At 64.9% G+C, this 15,489-nt stretch carries 19 protein-coding genes; 6 read left to right on the top strand and 13 right to left on the bottom strand.

The window, feature by feature from the left end; all coding sequences use genetic code 11:
* On the top strand, nt 1-703 hold a 703-nt coding region (locus IEY58_RS33815), incomplete at its 5' end, for an alpha/beta fold hydrolase (RefSeq protein WP_229744171.1).
* Between the two features lie 97 nt (nt 704-800).
* Complete coding sequence (locus tag IEY58_RS33820; RefSeq protein ID WP_189052605.1) at nt 801-1,310, top strand: hypothetical protein; 510 nt, start codon at nt 801-803, stop codon at nt 1,308-1,310.
* Here the strand turns inward: IEY58_RS33820 and IEY58_RS33825 are convergent.
* Entirely contained in the window at nt 1,254-1,802 is a 549-nt protein-coding gene (locus IEY58_RS33825; RefSeq protein WP_189052606.1) for a hypothetical protein, read from the bottom strand. The two genes, IEY58_RS33820 and IEY58_RS33825, sit on opposite strands and share 57 nt — an antisense overlap.
* Nucleotides 1,803-1,983: 181 nt before the next feature.
* Here IEY58_RS33825 and IEY58_RS33830 point away from each other — a divergent pair, with 181 nt between their 5' ends.
* Entirely contained in the window at nt 1,984-2,181 is a 198-nt protein-coding gene (locus tag IEY58_RS33830) for a hypothetical protein (RefSeq protein ID WP_189052607.1), read from the top strand.
* Here IEY58_RS33830 and IEY58_RS33835 read toward each other — a convergent pair whose 3' ends face one another.
* From IEY58_RS33835 to IEY58_RS33880, 10 genes are all read right to left on the bottom strand, one after another.
* The gene (locus IEY58_RS33835; protein ID WP_189052608.1) at nt 2,182-3,039 is read right to left on the bottom strand and encodes a type II secretion system minor pseudopilin; all 858 of its coding nucleotides are present in this window, start codon (nt 3,037-3,039) and stop codon (nt 2,182-2,184) included. It abuts the gene before it with no gap.
* Between the two features lie 7 nt (nt 3,040-3,046).
* Complete coding sequence (gspD, locus tag IEY58_RS33840; RefSeq protein WP_189052609.1) at nt 3,047-5,245, bottom strand: type II secretion system secretin GspD; 2,199 nt, start codon at nt 5,243-5,245, stop codon at nt 3,047-3,049.
* Nucleotides 5,246-5,266: 21 nt separating this feature from the next.
* Nucleotides 5,267-5,857 carry a hypothetical protein gene (locus IEY58_RS33845; RefSeq protein ID WP_189052610.1) on the bottom strand — a complete coding sequence of 197 codons (591 nt, stop codon included), beginning with the start codon at nt 5,855-5,857 and terminating at the stop codon, nt 5,267-5,269.
* The gene (gene gspM / locus IEY58_RS33850; RefSeq protein ID WP_189052611.1) at nt 5,854-6,417 is read right to left on the bottom strand and encodes a type II secretion system protein GspM; all 564 of its coding nucleotides are present in this window, start codon (nt 6,415-6,417) and stop codon (nt 5,854-5,856) included. The genes IEY58_RS33845 and gspM overlap by 4 nt, the downstream gene beginning before the upstream one ends.
* Nucleotides 6,414-7,502 (bottom strand): PilN domain-containing protein, encoded by a 1,089-nt coding sequence (locus IEY58_RS33855; protein WP_189052612.1) that lies wholly within the window; start codon nt 7,500-7,502, stop codon nt 6,414-6,416. The genes gspM and IEY58_RS33855 overlap by 4 nt, the downstream gene beginning before the upstream one ends.
* 9 nt (nt 7,503-7,511) lie before the next feature.
* Entirely contained in the window at nt 7,512-8,180 is a 669-nt protein-coding gene (locus tag IEY58_RS33860) for a prepilin-type N-terminal cleavage/methylation domain-containing protein (protein ID WP_189052613.1), read from the bottom strand.
* A complete protein-coding gene (locus IEY58_RS33865; RefSeq protein ID WP_189052614.1) occupies nt 8,177-8,575 on the bottom strand; it encodes a type IV pilus modification PilV family protein in 399 nt (132 codons plus the stop codon). Before IEY58_RS33865 ends, IEY58_RS33860 begins: the two co-directional genes overlap by 4 nt.
* Entirely contained in the window at nt 8,568-8,990 is a 423-nt protein-coding gene (locus IEY58_RS33870; protein ID WP_189052615.1) for a GspH/FimT family pseudopilin, read from the bottom strand. The genes IEY58_RS33865 and IEY58_RS33870 overlap by 8 nt, the downstream gene beginning before the upstream one ends.
* Nucleotides 8,990-10,201: a type II secretion system F family protein gene (locus IEY58_RS33875; RefSeq protein ID WP_189052616.1), complete on the bottom strand. Its 1,212-nt coding sequence runs from the start codon at nt 10,199-10,201 to the stop codon at nt 8,990-8,992. The genes IEY58_RS33870 and IEY58_RS33875 overlap by 1 nt, the downstream gene beginning before the upstream one ends.
* A 150-nt stretch (nt 10,202-10,351) precedes the next feature.
* Nucleotides 10,352-12,022, bottom strand: coding sequence for a GspE/PulE family protein (locus IEY58_RS33880; RefSeq protein WP_189052617.1), 1,671 nt, complete (start codon nt 12,020-12,022; stop codon nt 10,352-10,354).
* A gap of 103 nt (nt 12,023-12,125) precedes the next feature.
* On the opposite strand from IEY58_RS33880, the gene IEY58_RS33885 reads away from it, so the two are divergent.
* The 3 genes from IEY58_RS33885 to IEY58_RS33895 all read left to right on the top strand — a co-directional run bounded on the left by IEY58_RS33885 (nt 12,126) and on the right by IEY58_RS33895 (nt 13,931).
* Nucleotides 12,126-12,854: a type II secretion system minor pseudopilin gene (locus tag IEY58_RS33885; RefSeq protein ID WP_189052618.1), complete on the top strand. Its 729-nt coding sequence runs from the start codon at nt 12,126-12,128 to the stop codon at nt 12,852-12,854.
* A gap of 265 nt (nt 12,855-13,119) precedes the next feature.
* Nucleotides 13,120-13,623: an LPD7 domain-containing protein gene (locus IEY58_RS33890; protein WP_189052619.1), complete on the top strand. Its 504-nt coding sequence runs from the start codon at nt 13,120-13,122 to the stop codon at nt 13,621-13,623.
* A gap of 17 nt (nt 13,624-13,640) precedes the next feature.
* Nucleotides 13,641-13,931 carry a hypothetical protein gene (locus tag IEY58_RS33895; RefSeq protein ID WP_189052620.1) on the top strand — a complete coding sequence of 97 codons (291 nt, stop codon included), beginning with the start codon at nt 13,641-13,643 and terminating at the stop codon, nt 13,929-13,931.
* A 67-nt stretch (nt 13,932-13,998) separates the two neighbouring features.
* On the opposite strand, the gene IEY58_RS33900 is transcribed toward IEY58_RS33895, so the two are convergent.
* Nucleotides 13,999-14,811 carry a hypothetical protein gene (locus IEY58_RS33900; RefSeq protein ID WP_189052621.1) on the bottom strand — a complete coding sequence of 271 codons (813 nt, stop codon included), beginning with the start codon at nt 14,809-14,811 and terminating at the stop codon, nt 13,999-14,001.
* An 11-nt stretch (nt 14,812-14,822) separates the two neighbouring features.
* The coding region (locus IEY58_RS33905) for a hypothetical protein (protein WP_229744172.1) at nt 14,823-15,489 on the bottom strand (667 nt) is incomplete at its 5' end.

The following is a 15,489-nucleotide window of genomic DNA, read 5'->3' on the forward strand; positions in this document are numbered from 1 at the left end:
AACGCTACAGCTGTCGCACATGTTGTCGCAGCAGCAAACCGCCAATGGCGGCGGTTCCATCCAGCCAGTGGTGAACGCGGTGTTGGGGACCGGCAGCGGCACGAGCACGGCCCGGGCACCGGTGCAGTCCCCAAATAGTGGGAGTGCGGTGGATCCGGTAATATTTATAGGCGGGGCTGGCGATTCTGGTTCTGGTATAGTTAAAAACTATGCCGCTCAGTTTGCTAGGGACAATCGTGATTTAATTGTTCAGTACTTCACGCACGACCAAGGTGACAATGTTATTGCTTATATTAACGGTCTAGATCCCTCTGCCCCAGTTTCGGTGGTTGGCCATAGTTGGGGTGGAGATACGGCGATGGAGGTTGCTAATGCTCTTCCAGGCCGAATTAGCGTTCTGGTCACTATTGATCCTGTTGGAAGTGGTGGGACATCGTTTCTGCGTTCAGTTGGTCAAAATGTGGGGCTCTGGATTAATGTTAACGCTGTTGGAGGAAGTAGTTTCGATGGCGGTAATTTTGTTGCTGGAGGGCTCGCGGCACTTTACGGCGGCGGAGCTTATAATAATAATCCACGACCATACGCGGACATGTTTCTGACACTAAATAATACGCATGGCGATTTCTCCGGAATGATGAATGGGGTCGGGCATTGGATAGGCCCTGTTCGCAATGTGTTGACCGGGCAGGTGGGAAATGATTGAGGGGATGCGTCGTATGGGAATTCGGCGCTTCACAAGCGTTGCCTCTTTGATCGCTGTGACAGGGGCCTTAGGTGCGTGTATGATGGATGCATCCAGCTTGAATGATCTGACTTTTTCATCGGCAAGGATTGTCGATGAGAAGGAGCATCCTGAAATTCCCTGGACCGGTCCGCAGCCGCAGCCATCAAAGCCGGTTCTGGAGGTGGAATTTAAAAGCAACGTCGACTTATTCGCATACGCAAAAATGCATGAATACGAAGTTGGCGTTTCTGTGTATTTGTGTGCGGACGGCTCTCATGACAAAGATAAAGAATTATTGGGCAGCCCGTACGTATACGGATCTGGAGGCAGAATTGATGCGTATTCACCTTCCTATTCTGCCGGAAGCGGGAGTATTTATAGGATATATATAGAAATAAAATCAGAAGGGGTTGGAGTTTTACATGAGCTAGGGAAAAAGCCTTTTAATTACGATCTTCTCACGAGCGCTGATGATGTTTGTTTTTTTATTCGTGGAGGGTCGATGAATGGAGGGCATTTCGAGTCGAATTTAGTTCGTGTCCCGAGATCTGCTCTTCGTGACGCGCTTGATCGATCGAAGCGATGACGAGCTACAGCGTGCAATGAGCAATGCGTCGACTTTGTCCGTTTCAGTCTCGATAATGATCTGCCCCCACGCTCTCCATGTCGGCATGAGTTCCTTGACGGCCTCGATGTCCAGGGCGGGATATCGGTCGCCGTAGTCGTGGACCTGCTCGGCGGCATCGCGGAGGGCTTGCCTGATCCGGCGCCGCTCCTCCATCCAGGCCATTGGCCCGTCGTCGGCGACCGAGCGGAAATACCCCCAGAGGTGTCGATCAGTCTGAAGGCGTTGCTCGTCGAGTCCGTTCGCCAGGTGCCCGTTGCGGATGAGGCGCAGGATGATGCGGGCGAGCCGGTGATCTGGATCGGCGGCCCGGCGCCGTCGGCAGGCGTCATGCCAGGCATCGAGGCTGCCATGAAGGGTGATGACGGCCGCTTGCTGTTCGCGTAGGCGGTCGACGTCCGCGTCATCGAGTTCGCGTCGCGTGGCGGCGTAATCCTCTTCGCGCGTCATCATGGCCGGTGTCCCGGTCCCTGGGGCGGCGTCGGGCCTTCGGGTACCGTCGGCGCGTCCGTCTTGGCGTCCGGGTTCGGCATGCTGACGGTCGTCGCCGATCTGGACTTACGACGATTCCTCCCTGCCCGTTTCGAACACGCTTGCCTGGGTTCCCTGGACGCTGTGGGCCTTCGAGGCCTGGGTGAAGCGTCCAAGCCTGGTTGCGACCATCGGTCTCGGCGTCTGCGGCGCACCGCTGATCCTCGCCGGCTATCCGCAAGGTCTCCATGGCGCCGTGCTCTCTATGGGCACGAGCCTGCTGGTCATCCCGTTCCAGCGTGGCGAGCGACAAGCGCGGCGCAGGCACGCGGTCGAGGTCGAAGAAGCTCCAGCACCCTGATTAGAGGCCTGCATCCTGCAGGATGAAGCGTCCGCCCTTTCCGCCCAAGAGCCGCACCACCCGGCTCTCGGTCAGCCGGCCGCCCATGGGGGCGACGTGGATCGAGAACGCCCATCCTTCCGTGGAAATGCCGGCTTGAACAATGCCGCCGGCAACCGCTTGCGGCGACCTGTCGGGTGCCGTTCCCGCCCTGGCGGCAATTGCCGCGTCGGCCGTGGCTGCGTCGTCGCCCATCACCGCCATCAAGACCTCCCTCGGCGCGGTCGCCAGGTTCGCCTTCGACCGGCCGGAGAACACCGTCACGGCCGGTGCAAGCCTGTCGAAGATCTCGGGCGTCATGCCCAGCACCAGCTTCAGCTCGTCGACCGATTGGAACGGCCCGCCGCGCGGCCGGTAATCGCGGCCCTCAGCCGCATAGTCGGCGCCGGTTGCGCCTTGGAGCCGGTGCAGATCGCCCTTCTGATCGCGCCAATCGAGGATCTTGTCGGCGAGCCCGTTCGCCTGCGGGGCGACAGCTTTCAGCAGCTGCCGGATCGCGAAGTCGCCCGACGCGTTGAGGTCGATCTTGCCGCCTTCGTCCTCGATAGCGAACCGGAGCACGCGACCGTCGAACGCCCAGGTCTGCGGCACGCCGTCGATGCGCCAGCGATGGTCGACGCGGCTGTCGAGCAGGCCCAGCACCGCGCGGACGGTCGCGGCATCGGCATCGGCCCGGCGCTGCGCCTCAGCGACGCTAAAGGCGGCCTGGCGATAGGACACTCGGGCTGAGGACAGCATCATCGCGGCGATCAATGAGACGATCACCAGCCCCCACAGCACCGAGACGAGGGCCCATCCGCCTTCCGCGCGCCCTCGCATGATCGCGCTACCGCACCGTCGGGAGCAGCGGCGCCGTGGCACCCAGCTTGCGCCGGAGTTCGTCCGTCACGTTGCGCAGCTTCTGCACGCCCTGGATGACATGGGGCGTGATCATGACCAGCAGCTCGGTCCGCGTGCCGTTGGTGTTGGTTGCGCCGAACAGGTTGCCGAGATAGGGAATGTCCTGAAGCACCGGGATGCCGGTCCGCTCCCGGTTGCGGCTGTCCTTGATCAGGCCGCCCAGCGCCACAGTCTCGCCGTCCTGGACCGCGACCGTGCTGTTGATCTTGCGCTGCTGGATCGTCGGCGAGTTCAGCGACGACGAGGTCGTCGTGCCGACGTCGCTCACCTCCTGCGACACGTCCAGCTGCACGAGCCCGCTCTCGTTCACATGTGGCGTCACCTTCAGGATCACGCCGGTGTCGTGGTACTGAATGGAATTGACGATCGGCGCGTCCGAGGTCGTCGTGCTGACCGATTCCTGGGTCGCGATCGGCACCTGGTCGCCGACCTGCAGCGAGGCGGTCTGATTGTTCAGCACTAGGATCTGCGGCGACGACAGCACGTCGACCCGGGTCACGTCCTCGAGCGCGTTCAGCACCACCTTGATGTCGGGCCCCGAGGTGAAGCTGTAGGCGAACCCCGGGAACGACGCGCTGATCGACCCGTTCGACGTCGTCGTGTTCGTGATCTGGTGGCTGCTGCCGGACTTGAAGAAATACTGGATGCCGTAGCGCAGCTCGTTGGTCAGCGTGACCTCGGCGACCGCAGCCTCGAGCATGACCTGCAAGGGCGGCACATCGAGCTTGGTCAGCGCCGCCTCGATCTGCTCGTACTCGTGCGGCCGGGCCAGGATCAGCAGCGCATTGTTCCGCTCGTCGGCCGTGATGTGCATCCGATTGGACGCATCGCCCGACGTGTCTCCGCTCGCCGACGCAGTCCCGGTGTCAGCGGCCTCCGGGCCGCCACCGACCTTCGAGCGGTCCGTGAACGCCGGGAGCTGCGGCGTCGAGCCGCCCGCCGGCGTCGCGAGCTGGCCCAGCAGCTGTTGCGGCACCTCGCCGGGCGCCGTCGCGCCGAGAGAAGAGCTGGACTTATCGTCCGTGCTGCTGCTCGTGCCGTAGAGCACCTTGGTCAAGGCGTTGGCGAGATCACTCGCCCGGCCATTCTGGACGTAATAGACGTAGATGCGCTTCTCGCTCGTCTCCTGCGCCCGGTCGAGCCGACTGACCCAGCTGCGCAGCTCGTCGAGATACTTGGGCTGCGGCGAGATCGCCAGCACGGCGTTCATGCGCTCGATCGGCGTCAAGCGGACGAGCCCGCCGAGCGGACCATCCTTGCCGCCGGTGACCTGGTTGAGCTCGGCCACGATCGACTTGGCGTCGGCCGACTTCAGCGGCAGGAGCGCGAACGACATGCCGCTCATCCAGTCGGCGTCGAACAAGGAGACATTGTCGAGGATCGCCGCGCGCTCCTGCGAGGAGCCGGCGATCAGCAGCAGATTGCGCGCCGGGTCGACCCGCAAGATGGCACCGCTCGGCGCCACGGACTCGAGCAAGTGTTGCATCTCCGCCGCGCCGATGAAGCGCAGCGGCACGATCTCGATGCCGAAGCCCGGGGTCCTGGCCGCGGGCGCCCCCAGCTGCACGACGCCGCTCTGCCGCGTCGCGTCCGCGACCGGCACGACGCGATAGAGGTCGCCGGTCTGGACGATCGCCAACCCGGCCAGGCGCAGCGACTGCTCGAGCGCCGGCAGCACCTCGTCGCGTTGCAGGGGGCGGCTGGTCTGGAGTGTGATGCCACCTTGCACCGCGGCGTCGATGACGTAATTGACCTTCAGATAGTCGCCCAGCACCGTCTTCGCGACATCGGCGATGTCCGCGTTGACGAAGTTGAGCGTCGTGCCGTCGTCCGGCTTCCCGGTGGCGGGGGTCGGCGCGCGCGTCGCCCGGCCGACAAAGCTGCCGGTGCCGCGGTAGATCTCGCCATTCGTCGGTGCCACCGCCTCTGACGACAGAGTCTGCATCGGGATCGAGCCGTTCTCCGGCGTCGCTGAAGCGGTTGGATTGACGGGCACGTCGGGGCGCGCCGCGGCGGCGGGAAGCTGCAGGTCGCCCGTCGCGGCCGTCAAACTCGAACAGGCTGCGATCGACAGGGTTGCCGTGGCCGTGAGGAGAAGGCGAGGAAGGCGCTTGAACATCGACATGAGGAAATGGGCTTTCGAGACTCAGCGGCGGGCCGGCGGAGGCGGCATGACGAGGGGCGGCGACATGAGCGTGTGCTGAGGGTTGGACGGAACCGAGGCACCGGCCTTCCGCTCCCCTGGCGGGGGAGGCGTGAGCTCGCCCTCGGACCCGCCTCTCAGCAGGACGATGCGGTCGGCGAGGATCCGCGCCACCGTCCACTGATCGATGGCATCGCCCTCGACACGGCGCTCGACCTTGCCGGTCGCCTTGACGCGGACAATGGCGATCCGCGCATCCGGGCCATGGACGATGCCGACCAGCGTCAGTTCCGTCTTGGGATCCGGCGGTGGAGGGGGTGGCGGTGCGACGGGAACCGGCATCGGCGGCGCCGGTGCTGCGACCAGCGTCGGCACATGCCGGTCCTGCCAGAACGGTGGACGCGACCGCAGCGCCGCCAGAGCCGAGACAGGCTCGTCCGTGTTCGCGGGCATGGGCGAGGTCAGGATCCGCTCGTCGCCCGAGGTTGCGGTTGGTAAAACCGGCGCCTGAGGCAGCCCCTCGAGCGCTGCGATAGCCACGAGCATCGCTGCCGAGACGCTGCCCAGGGCCAGCTGCGTGCGTGTCGGGCTCATGATGCGGCCGCGCGGCGATAGGCGCTGACCGTCATCCGGATAATCAGCTTGTCCGATGGTTGCGCGCCGTCGGTGGCGTGGAGCTCGAGCGGGTCGGCGGTCAGAAACGGGCGATGGCCGTCGAGGCCCGCGACGAGGTCGGGGAAGGTATCGCCGGCGATCGAGAAGTCGACCTTGACCTCAAGCCGGTCGAAGCCGTGGGTTGGCGTCACCGCCCCCGGCTGCAAGCTCTGGATCTTGCCGCCATGCGCCTCGATGATCTGCTTCACATCGGCCTGGAGACTGGCCATCGCGAGCGCGGCGGTGGCGCCGCCGATGAGGTCCGTCAAGCCGGCGTCTTGCTGTTGCAGGCGCGCGAGTCGTTGCTCGTCTGTCGTCCTCTGGTCGACGACCCGCTGATAGCCAGCGAGAAGCTGAGATGAGCGCTCGATCCCGGCACGGGTGTCGGCCCAAGCCTCGACGAGCGGCGCGACGCCGCCGGCGACGAATGCCAGAAGCAGCGCGCCGCCGATGGCGAGCGCCGCAAGGCGCCGCAGCAGGCGTGTCTGGCGCTCAGTCATCCGGCACCGCCCGGCCGGAGTTCGACGGTCAGGTCGAAGCGCTCGACACCGGCGACCGCCGCCGGCGTCAAAGGCGCCGTGAAGCGCGCATTGGCGAACCGTGGCGATGCGTCGAGCAAGCCGACAAGGGCGCTCGCGTTGCGAGAATAGCCGCGCAGCCGCAGGCTCGCGCCATGGCGCTCGACATCGACGACCCAGGTCCCGTCCGGCAGCAGCGCCGACAGCGCCTCGAGCCACGGGCCGGATTGGCCGGCCGCGCGCTCGGTCGCGAGGAACGTAAGACGATCAGCCAGCGCGTCCGCTTGCCGGCGCGTCGCCTCGACATGCTCGGCCGCGGCCTTGGCCTCGAGAACCGCGGCGTACAGCGTGTTTGCATAGGCCTCGTGCCGGTCGAAGGTGACCTTGACGACGCCGAGCGACAGGGCCAGGCAGAGGACCGCAAGCGAAGCCGTCGCGGTCGGGCGCAGCGACCGGGGCCGGGTCTCGCCTTTCAGGAAGTCGAAAGACCAGGTCCCGCTATCCCGAAGCCCGATCTTGCGCGGTGTCAGCCCCCAGCCCGCGAGCATGCCGGAGACCTGGTCGATCGTGCTGCGCTTGGCGATCGCCAGCTCCACCCGCATGCGATGCCGCGCCGGATCCCGGCTCACGATACGGCAGTCGAAATGGATCTGGTCCGTCGGCAGCGGCTGGCAGCGCTCGAGCTCGTGCTGGACGAGGGCGCGGAGGTGCCGCGGCGCGGTCAGCGGCAGGTCGAGCGTACGACGGAGCACCTGCCGAGGCGCGAGTGTTACCGCCAGCCGGTCGGGCGACATGCTGGATTTCCGGAGGCTGGCGGTGATGGCGGCCGGCCGTGCCGGCAGTGTCGCTTCGAGCAGATCGATCGCGTCGTTGCGCTGGTATCGTCCGCCGACGATCTCGCCGAAGGTGAGCGAGTTGTCGCTGAGATCGAGGACGAGCCAGCTGGGCTGCACCGAGAGTTTTTGCGCGACGGTCGGCGGAACGAGGCCGCGCAGCTCGTCGAGCCACCAATGCCAGGCGTCGCTCAGCAAGGTGCTGGACAGGCCCGTGCGCAACAACTCCGCCACTCTTGCCACTTAACGTCCCTTGCACCCATGCGTTAGCGGATCATAGACGCAGTTCGCGTCTACGGCGATACGCGGCGCGACGACGAACTCCGGCCAAGTCCGAAAATCGTCCGCGGCGAACGCAACCTGCAGCCGCACGAGCTCAGGCAAATGCGACGCGTCCTGCCAGGCGTCATGCCAATGAGCCTCTTCCTCGTCCCCTTGCCGTCCGAAATAGTCGATGCTCAGCGTTCGGATGCCCGGAACCAGGATAGTCTTCCAGCGCTTCGCCGGATCCGCCGCCAGCTCGGGCTGGCTCCAGATGACCAGGTCCGTTCGCGCGCCCGCCGTTTCCGTTCCAATCGAATAACGCTGCCGGCCGCCACTGCCGAGCGACGCCGGCGTGGGCGCCAGGAATTCGAGCGCGCGTCTGGAGCCGACAAAGGGATTGACACGCTTGTCCTCCCCGTCGACCTGGAACAGCGGATAGGCCTCGCCGATCGCGCGGCGCAGGAAGCCTTGTGCAACGCCGATGTCGCTGACGGCGTTGGCGTGTGCCGACTCGCGCGTCCAGGCATTGAGGCCAAACCGCAGCCCGCCGAACAGCATCAGGCTCACGAGGCCCAGAATCGCGAGCGCCACCATCAGTTCGAGCAGGGTGAAGCCCGCAGCCCCGTCCTGAGAGCGGCGGATCGTCACGGCGCATCGTCCTTGGGGCCGAGCTTCAGGGTAGAGAGGCTGAGGCTGCCGTGGTCACCCCACGCGACGGTGACAGTCACATGGTGCGCCGCCGCCGGCCAGGCGCTGCGATCGTCCGCGTCGCCATAGGGGGCGATTTCCACGTGCCAACGGTAGTGCCGCCCCGAATCGCCGTCGCGGCCCCCATCTTCGAGCGGCAGGTCGGCGCCGATGCGATCGATCAGCGATTGCGCCACTTGCAGGGCGCCGGCACGGGCATCGGCCTCGCCGGTCCGGTCGAGCACATTCGAGATGACATGCATGAGGAAGCCGAGCGTCACAGCCAGGATCGCGAACGCGACGAGGACCTCGACGAGAGTGAAGCCGGCCTCATTCCGGTAGTGCGGCTCAGTCATCGACCATCACCCGGCCGGTCAGCCAGTCGATGCGGATGACATAGGCGCGCGTGCCCTGGACAAGACGAATGGTGCCGCCCGATGCACTCCCATCCGGAAAGAACCGGACTTCGGCGTGCCCGCCGTCCGCGCGCGGTTCCGTCTCTTCGAGGTGTGCCTGCGTCCCGCGCGGGAACGTGCGTTCGTCCGGTCCGATCTGGACGGTGCTCGGCTCGCCTGAAAGCACGGCCTGCGTCCTGGCGTCCTTGAGCTCGTCGGCCAGCTGATAGGCGGCGGCACGAAGCCGCTGTCCCGGGATCGCGACCGAGAGGGCATCGGGCAGCAAGGCCAGCAGCAATCCCAGGATCGCCAGCACGACCATGAGCTCGATGAGCGTGAAGCCGGCAGTCTGCCGGGCCCGAGCGCGCGTCCCCATCAGAAGGCGAGCTCGTTCACCTTGAGAATCGCCAGCAGGATCGAGGCGATGATGCCGGCAACCATCAGCCCGAGGCCGATCGTCAAGCTGGGCACGAGGGCCGCCATCAGGCGTTCGATCGTTCGGGACACTTCGCGATCGAAGATATCGGCTTGCCTGAGCAGCATCTCTTCGAGCTTGCCGCTCTCCTCGCCGACTTTGGCCAGCTGAACGACGAGCCCGGGAAACAGATGGACGCGGCGCAGCAGGTCGCTCAGCCGCTCGCCGGCCCGGAGCTCGCGCGCCATCGCTTCCACCGCATCGGCGATAGCGCGGTTGCCAACGACATCGCGGGTGGCGAGGAGCGCATTCGGCAGCGGCACGCCGCTGGTCAAGAGCGTACCGAGCGTCCGGGAGAAGCGGGCGACCTCGGTCTTGAGCACGAGCCCGCCCACCACTGGCAGACGGAGCAGGCCGCGATCCCACAGGCGCCGAAACGCCAGTTGTCGAAGCGCGCGCCGCAGACCAAGCACCCCAAGGCACAGCAAAAGAAACAGCGCCCAGCCATAATGGCTGACGAGGTCGCCGGCGAGCATCACGAGCCGGGTTGGCACCGGCAGTGCCTGGCCGGCTTCCGCGAACATCGGCTTGAACTGCGGCAGGACCGATGTGAGGATGAAGGTGATGGAGAGCCCGGCGGTCACCAGCAGAATGATCGGGTAGACCAGCGCCGATTTGATGCTTTCCGTCAGCAGATGCGCCCGCTCCTGGTATTCCGCGGCCCGGCGCAGCGCCGTATCGAGCGCGCCAGCCAGCTCGCCTGCACGGACGAGGCTCAGCACGAGCTTGGGAAAGAGCGCCGTCTCAGCGAGCGCGTTCGCCAAGCCGGCACCGCCGCGCACCCGATCGCGCGCACCGGCGAGCGCCTCGTCGAGCCGCCTATCGGCCCCGAGCGAGCGGACCACATCGAGCGCCCGATCGAGCGGCAGCCCGGCCTCGAGCAGCGTCGCCAGCTCGCGGAGCGCAATCGCCACAGAGCGCTGCGACGCGCCGGTCCGGCGCATCGGTAGGCGCAAGCGGGAAAACAACCCGGCGGCGGCATCGACCGCCGACAGCGGAAAGTCGCCACGCGCCTGCAGCGCCTCGATCGCCGCGTCGGTGGACGCCGCCTCAATCTCGCCGGTGACCAGCACCCCGTCCGGGGTAACCGCCCTAAAGCGAAAGCGCGGCATGGCGAGAAAGAAACATGGATGACGTGCTACCCAGGCAGAGGCGTTGGCGATTTAGCCCAGCCCAAACCGCCACCATAGGTTTTGCCTCAACCCGGCATGGTTTGTCGACGGGTCAAAGTGTGCGTCGACGGGTCGCTGGCGGTCGGCGGCCTACGTCTCGCGAGTCGCGCGCAACACCTCCTCGACCGTGGTGAGGCCGGCGAGCGCCTTGCGCAGCCCGTCCTGGTACATCGTGACCATGCCCTCACCGATCGCCGTCTCCAGGATCTTCCGGGCTTCGGCCCGTTCTATGATGAGATGGCGGATGGCATCAGTCACGATAAGCAGCTCGAAGATGGTCGTCCGGCCACGAAAACCGGCGCCATCGCACGCCGGGCAGCCGACCGGGCGCCAGAGGGTGACCGGCTCGCGCGCCACTTCCAGGCCGAGTCGTTCGACCAACTCGGGCTCTGCCGGATAAGCCTCCTTGCATTCCGGGCAGAGCGTGCGGACGAGGCGCTGTCCGGCAATCGCCGAGAGCGTCGAGGTTAGCAGATAGTCCTCGACCCCCATGTCGAGCAGACGGGTAATCGCGCTGGCTGCATCGTTGGTATGAAGGCTGGCGAGGATGAGGTGGCCGGTGAGCGAAGCTTGCACCGCGGTCTGCGCCGTCTCGAGATCGCGGATCTCGCCGATCAGCATGATGTCGGGATCCTGGCGCAGGAAGGACCGGAGCGCGCTGGCGAAGGTGAGCCCGATCTGCGGCTTGACCTGGACCTGATTGATACCCTTCAGCTGATACTCGACCGGATCCTCGATCGTCAGGATCTTGCGATCGAGCGTGTTCAGCACGGCGAGCGAGGCATAGAGCGTGGTCGTCTTGCCGCTGCCGGTCGGCCCGGTCACCAGCACGATGCCGTGCGGCCGTGCCAGTGCCTGCTGCCAGCGCTCGACCAGAGCCGGCTCGAACCCGAGCGCTGCGAAGTCCAGCACCATCGCGCCCTGGTCGAGAATGCGCAGCACGACGCTCTCGCCGTGGATCGTCGGCGTCGTCGAGACGCGCAGGTCGATCTCTTGCCCACGCACGGCCAGCCGAATCCGGCCGTCCTGCGCCAACCGGCGCTCGGCGATATTGAGCTTGGCCAGCACCTTGATGCGGGAAATCACGGCCATAGCGAGCCGCGCCGGCGGCCCCTCGACCTCGCGCAGCACGCCATCGACGCGGAAACGGACGCGCAGGAGATCGGGCAGCGGCTCGATGTGGATATCGGAGGCGCGCAGGCTGATCGCCTGCGCCACGATCTGATCGACCAGCCGAATGACCGGCGCCTCGCTGGCCAAATCCTTCAGCCGGTCCGCGTCGTCGCCGCTGCCGTCACCAGCGTCCGCGGCAGCGGCAAGCGCATCAGCCGCGATGCGCCCACCATAGAGACGTTCCCAGGCAAGCTCGAGGTCGCCGGCCCCGGCCGCTCGCCGCTCGACCGGCCTGTCGACGGCAAACGCGATCGCGTCCGCCGCATCGTCATCGGACGGGTCCGCCATCGCCAGCACGAGCCGGTCAGGCCGATCCTCCACCGGCAAGGCCCGAATCAGCTTGAGGAATTTTGGGTTGAGCCGATCGGCGATCAGCGCCGCTTCGGGAAATTCTGCCGAAGTGATTACGAAAACGCCCAAGGCCGCGGCGAAGCACTGCGCAAGCTCCCGCTCGGAAATGAGGCCGAGGCTCGTCAACACCGTCGGCAGCCGATCGCCATGCTCGTCGGCGAGCCGCTTGGCACGGTCCAAAGCCGCGCTCGGCACGCGCCCCGTGGCAATAAGGTACTGTTCGAGCGAAGCCGCCATGCCTGAGCCATAGCAGATTGCCGCGGTTATGTGCCACTCAAGCTTGTGAAGGTTGAGAGAACGACGCTCTTGCCCAAACGAGCGGGTCAACGAACAGCCCGAGGTGCGGAGAACCACACTTGGTTTAGAGCGCACGTCCTTTTACTGGTTCACCAGCCGCCCCTTTGCTGCCCAGACGCCAATGCGTTGGCACTTCGATAATGTGTCGCAAACCTGGGAATTCGACGGCCGCGTGCTCCGTGTCGCCGTCGAGGATGAAGGCGGCAAGATCGACCTCAACGCATCGGACGACCCGGCGATCCGGCAACTGCTGAAAGCCGTCGCCCCGCAGGCGAAAGGGCTCGCCGACAAGATCTTCGATTGGCGCGATCAGAAGGGCGATCTGCACCGGCTCCAGGGCGCAACCGGCGCCGACTATGCGGCCGCCGGCCGCGATTACCGGCCGCGCGGCGGGCCGTTTCAATCGATCGACGAGCTGAGGCTGGTGCTCGGCACGACGCCCGAGATCTTCGACCGCCTCGCGCCGGCCGTGACGGTGTTCTCCGGCCGGCCGAAGGCGAACCTGGCGACCGCGCCGCAAGGCGTGTTGATGGCGGTGATGGGAGACGACGCAGCCACGGCCGACGCGGCGATCGCCGCCAGGGCGGGCACGGCACCCGATGGAGCGCCGCAAGCGGTTGCTGGCGGCATTGTTCAAGCCGGCATCTCCACGGAAGGATGGGCGTTCTCGATCCATGTCGCCGCCATGGGTGGCAGGCTGACCGAGAGCCGCGTGGTTCGGCTCTTGGGTGGAATGGGAGAGCGCTTCATCGAACAGGATGTACGCCCTTAGCCATTCGTGTCCGTGTTTGACCCGCCTCACGCCGGCAGCCCCATTGCGACCAGACCGGAACGGGGCCAGTCCATCGGGACGGAACGCCACCGCGGGATCGTCATGCAATTCAAAGCCGGCCACTGGCCTGACGGAGCCACGAGGCTGCAACTCCTTCATGACTGCTATGCCGCCCCCATCCCGCATGGCCGGGCTCGGCCTCGATCCCGCCACCCTTCCCACCGTCGCAGAGGCCAAGTCCCCTCTACCCACCAGGAGCCCCGCCTTGGCCCGCAAGACCTTCACCGCCGCCAATGCCCGGCGCCGTCGCCCCGTCCAGGATACCGACACGAGCGCCCCAGTCTCGCCCGCCTACTGGTACGGGCTCGGCTATGAGACGACGATCGACGGCACCGTCCTCTACGTCGCCCTGCCTGGCGGAATCCGGCTGGCCGATCACGGCGACTATCTCGTTCGCCATCGCGACGGCGAACCCACGGACGACGAGATCGCCGCCCTGGTCGCGGCGGGCAAGGCCCGGAGATGGGAAGACATTCGGTTCTCGGGCGGCTCGCCAGAGTTTCAACCTCCCGCGAGGATCGAAGCGCTGCGCCAGGGCTACCGCCTGGACCAGATCTCACTCGAATGCGAGGACGGCTTGCCCAAGCCCGCCAACACCCTCCCGATGCCAGACCATATCCGGCGGCGCCTCATTCCCGACCCGGCGCCCGACCAGGTTCCGGCGCTGCCGCCTTCCGAACCGACCCCTGCGCCGAGGCTCCGGCCATGAGGGACCCGGAGACGAAGATGGCGCGCATCCTCGCCTCCCTGTTCAGGGATACCCGACACAAGCCCCAGGGCACCCTCATGTTCGAGGTCGACCGCGCGATCTTGGCCGCCGAAGCCGGGGCCGAAGCCTGGCGAGAGGAACGCTTCTGCATCGCCGAATGCCACCGCCACCTGCCCCCGGAGCGTCGCGGCGACCCGCTCAACCTCGGCAGCATCGCCGCCATGCTGCCGACCTGGAGGGCGTGGGGGCAGATCCTGCTGGATGCGAGTTCATCGCCGAGTGACACGCCGACGCGCGAGCGAGAGTAATTTACGAGGACGGATTATGTAATATTTCCTCATCGGACTTCATTTAAGACATACCTTCGGGCCCACTCTACTCGAAAGTAGAATAGAACGCGTCAAATATATTAATTAACGCGTAGATGCCGTAAATTGCGTTTTCTGGCGACCGGAACCGAGCGTAGCACTCCGCCCCGACACAAATTGTATCGGGACCAGCTCCCAGCGGCGGGAACCTGTCCTCGACATGCGAGACAAAAAATTCCAGGGGAACCCGAGGTGCCACGTCTGGAAGACCGCCGGTATCGACCCAGCAATGAAACACAAGACCGCTCGCAGTCTCCTTGCAAAATGCCTTGCCGCCACCAATGAAGCCGCGCTGAGGAAGCTTCTTCTCAATAAACCCGCATTGTTCGGCAAAGTGGCGAAAGATGGGCGGAACATCCCGCTTCTTCCCAGTCCAGCCACTGGGCAATGTCGGGTGTCGAGCCCGTTCCTGGTCCTTGAAACTCTCAGCCCGCTCCAACAAAGCCTTTCCAAGCTTGGCTCCCTGCGACTGATCTTCCTCAAGCCAGCGAAGGAGACATGGTTGGATCTCCAGAAAATCCGAGGGCGGTAACGATTTCTTCGCCTCTGCGAGCTGATCGAGATACGCAGAGCGGTAGGGAATTTCACCAATGAAGCGCCGCTGGCGGGGGTTAGCTTGACCGCCGCAGCTAACAACCTCGCGCGAAGCCTCGTTCCAGTACGTCTCCAGATCCGAGCTGTCATCGACCCCGCACGCCCGGCAATATGCGATCATTTCGTCCCGGTAGAAGCGGGGAACGAGAAAGCCCCTCGCGGTGATGGCTTCAGCGACCTTTTCAGGTCCCTGCCATGTTCCCAAAGCCCGAAGAAGTTTCCGCATAGGCTTAACCGTCAAATGGGGACAAAGGTCGGAGGCAAAACCGGTATACTTCCGGGACCGGTTTGCAAACCGGGTGCCTGCTGTGATTGAAATCTCTGATACGTGTACCCGATGACACCTTGGCCAAGAAACGTATAGTTATACATTGCGCTCGCCCCTATCAAGCTCAATGAATTTCCCGAAAAAAAGCTCGGCGCATTGGGAGCAGGCGTATACGGGAAGACAGAAAATGAGCTTATGTAAGAATAGTATTGCACTTGAATTGAAGCTTCTAAGGAAAGCCACATCGGTTTCAGCTCCCAGATGTTTTGCAAGAGGGCATTGCCGAGATCGGGCCTGCCGCCAAAGGACGTGTTTCCGTCGGGAGAAGTCCAGGTATTTCCAAAGAAATTTGGATGAGAAAGCGCCTCACTTAGAAGAAGCTGATGCGCTTCATTACCAATAGTCAGCTGCCAGGGAACGTATCCAGCACTCTGGAACCCTCCTCCACTCAGACCAGGGCAATATTCATTGCAGCTGGACTGACCGCCCGCCCCATTATTTGCGGAGCCCGGCACCGGTGCCCGGGCCGTGCTCGTGCCGCTGCCGGTCCCCAACACCGCGTTCACCACTGGCTGGATGGAACCGCCGCCATTGGCGGTTTGCTGCTGCGACAACATGTGCGACAGCTGCAGCGTC

The organism is Aliidongia dinghuensis (genome assembly GCF_014643535.1).
Lineage (GTDB): Bacteria > Pseudomonadota > Alphaproteobacteria > ATCC43930 > CGMCC-115725 > Aliidongia > Aliidongia dinghuensis.

Coding starts and splice junctions, on each gene's coding strand:
- IEY58_RS33825 (WP_189052606.1), bottom strand. CDS start 1,802: ATGATGACGCGCGAAGAGGATTACGCCGCCACGCGACGCGAACTCGAT.
- IEY58_RS33835 (WP_189052608.1), bottom strand. CDS start 3,039: ATGCGAGGGCGCGCGGAAGGCGGATGGGCCCTCGTCTCGGTGCTGTGG.
- gspD (WP_189052609.1), bottom strand. CDS start 5,245: ATGTCGATGTTCAAGCGCCTTCCTCGCCTTCTCCTCACGGCCACGGCA.
- IEY58_RS33845 (WP_189052610.1), bottom strand. CDS start 5,857: ATGAGCCCGACACGCACGCAGCTGGCCCTGGGCAGCGTCTCGGCAGCG.
- gspM (WP_189052611.1), bottom strand. CDS start 6,417: ATGACTGAGCGCCAGACACGCCTGCTGCGGCGCCTTGCGGCGCTCGCC.
- IEY58_RS33865 (WP_189052614.1), bottom strand. CDS start 8,575: ATGACTGAGCCGCACTACCGGAATGAGGCCGGCTTCACTCTCGTCGAG.
- IEY58_RS33870 (WP_189052615.1), bottom strand. CDS start 8,990: ATGGGGACGCGCGCTCGGGCCCGGCAGACTGCCGGCTTCACGCTCATC.
- IEY58_RS33875 (WP_189052616.1), bottom strand. CDS start 10,201: ATGCCGCGCTTTCGCTTTAGGGCGGTTACCCCGGACGGGGTGCTGGTC.
- IEY58_RS33880 (WP_189052617.1), bottom strand. CDS start 12,022: ATGGCGGCTTCGCTCGAACAGTACCTTATTGCCACGGGGCGCGTGCCG.
- IEY58_RS33895 (WP_189052620.1), top strand. CDS start 13,641: ATGGCGCGCATCCTCGCCTCCCTGTTCAGGGATACCCGACACAAGCCC.
- IEY58_RS33900 (WP_189052621.1), bottom strand. CDS start 14,811: ATGCGGAAACTTCTTCGGGCTTTGGGAACATGGCAGGGACCTGAAAAG.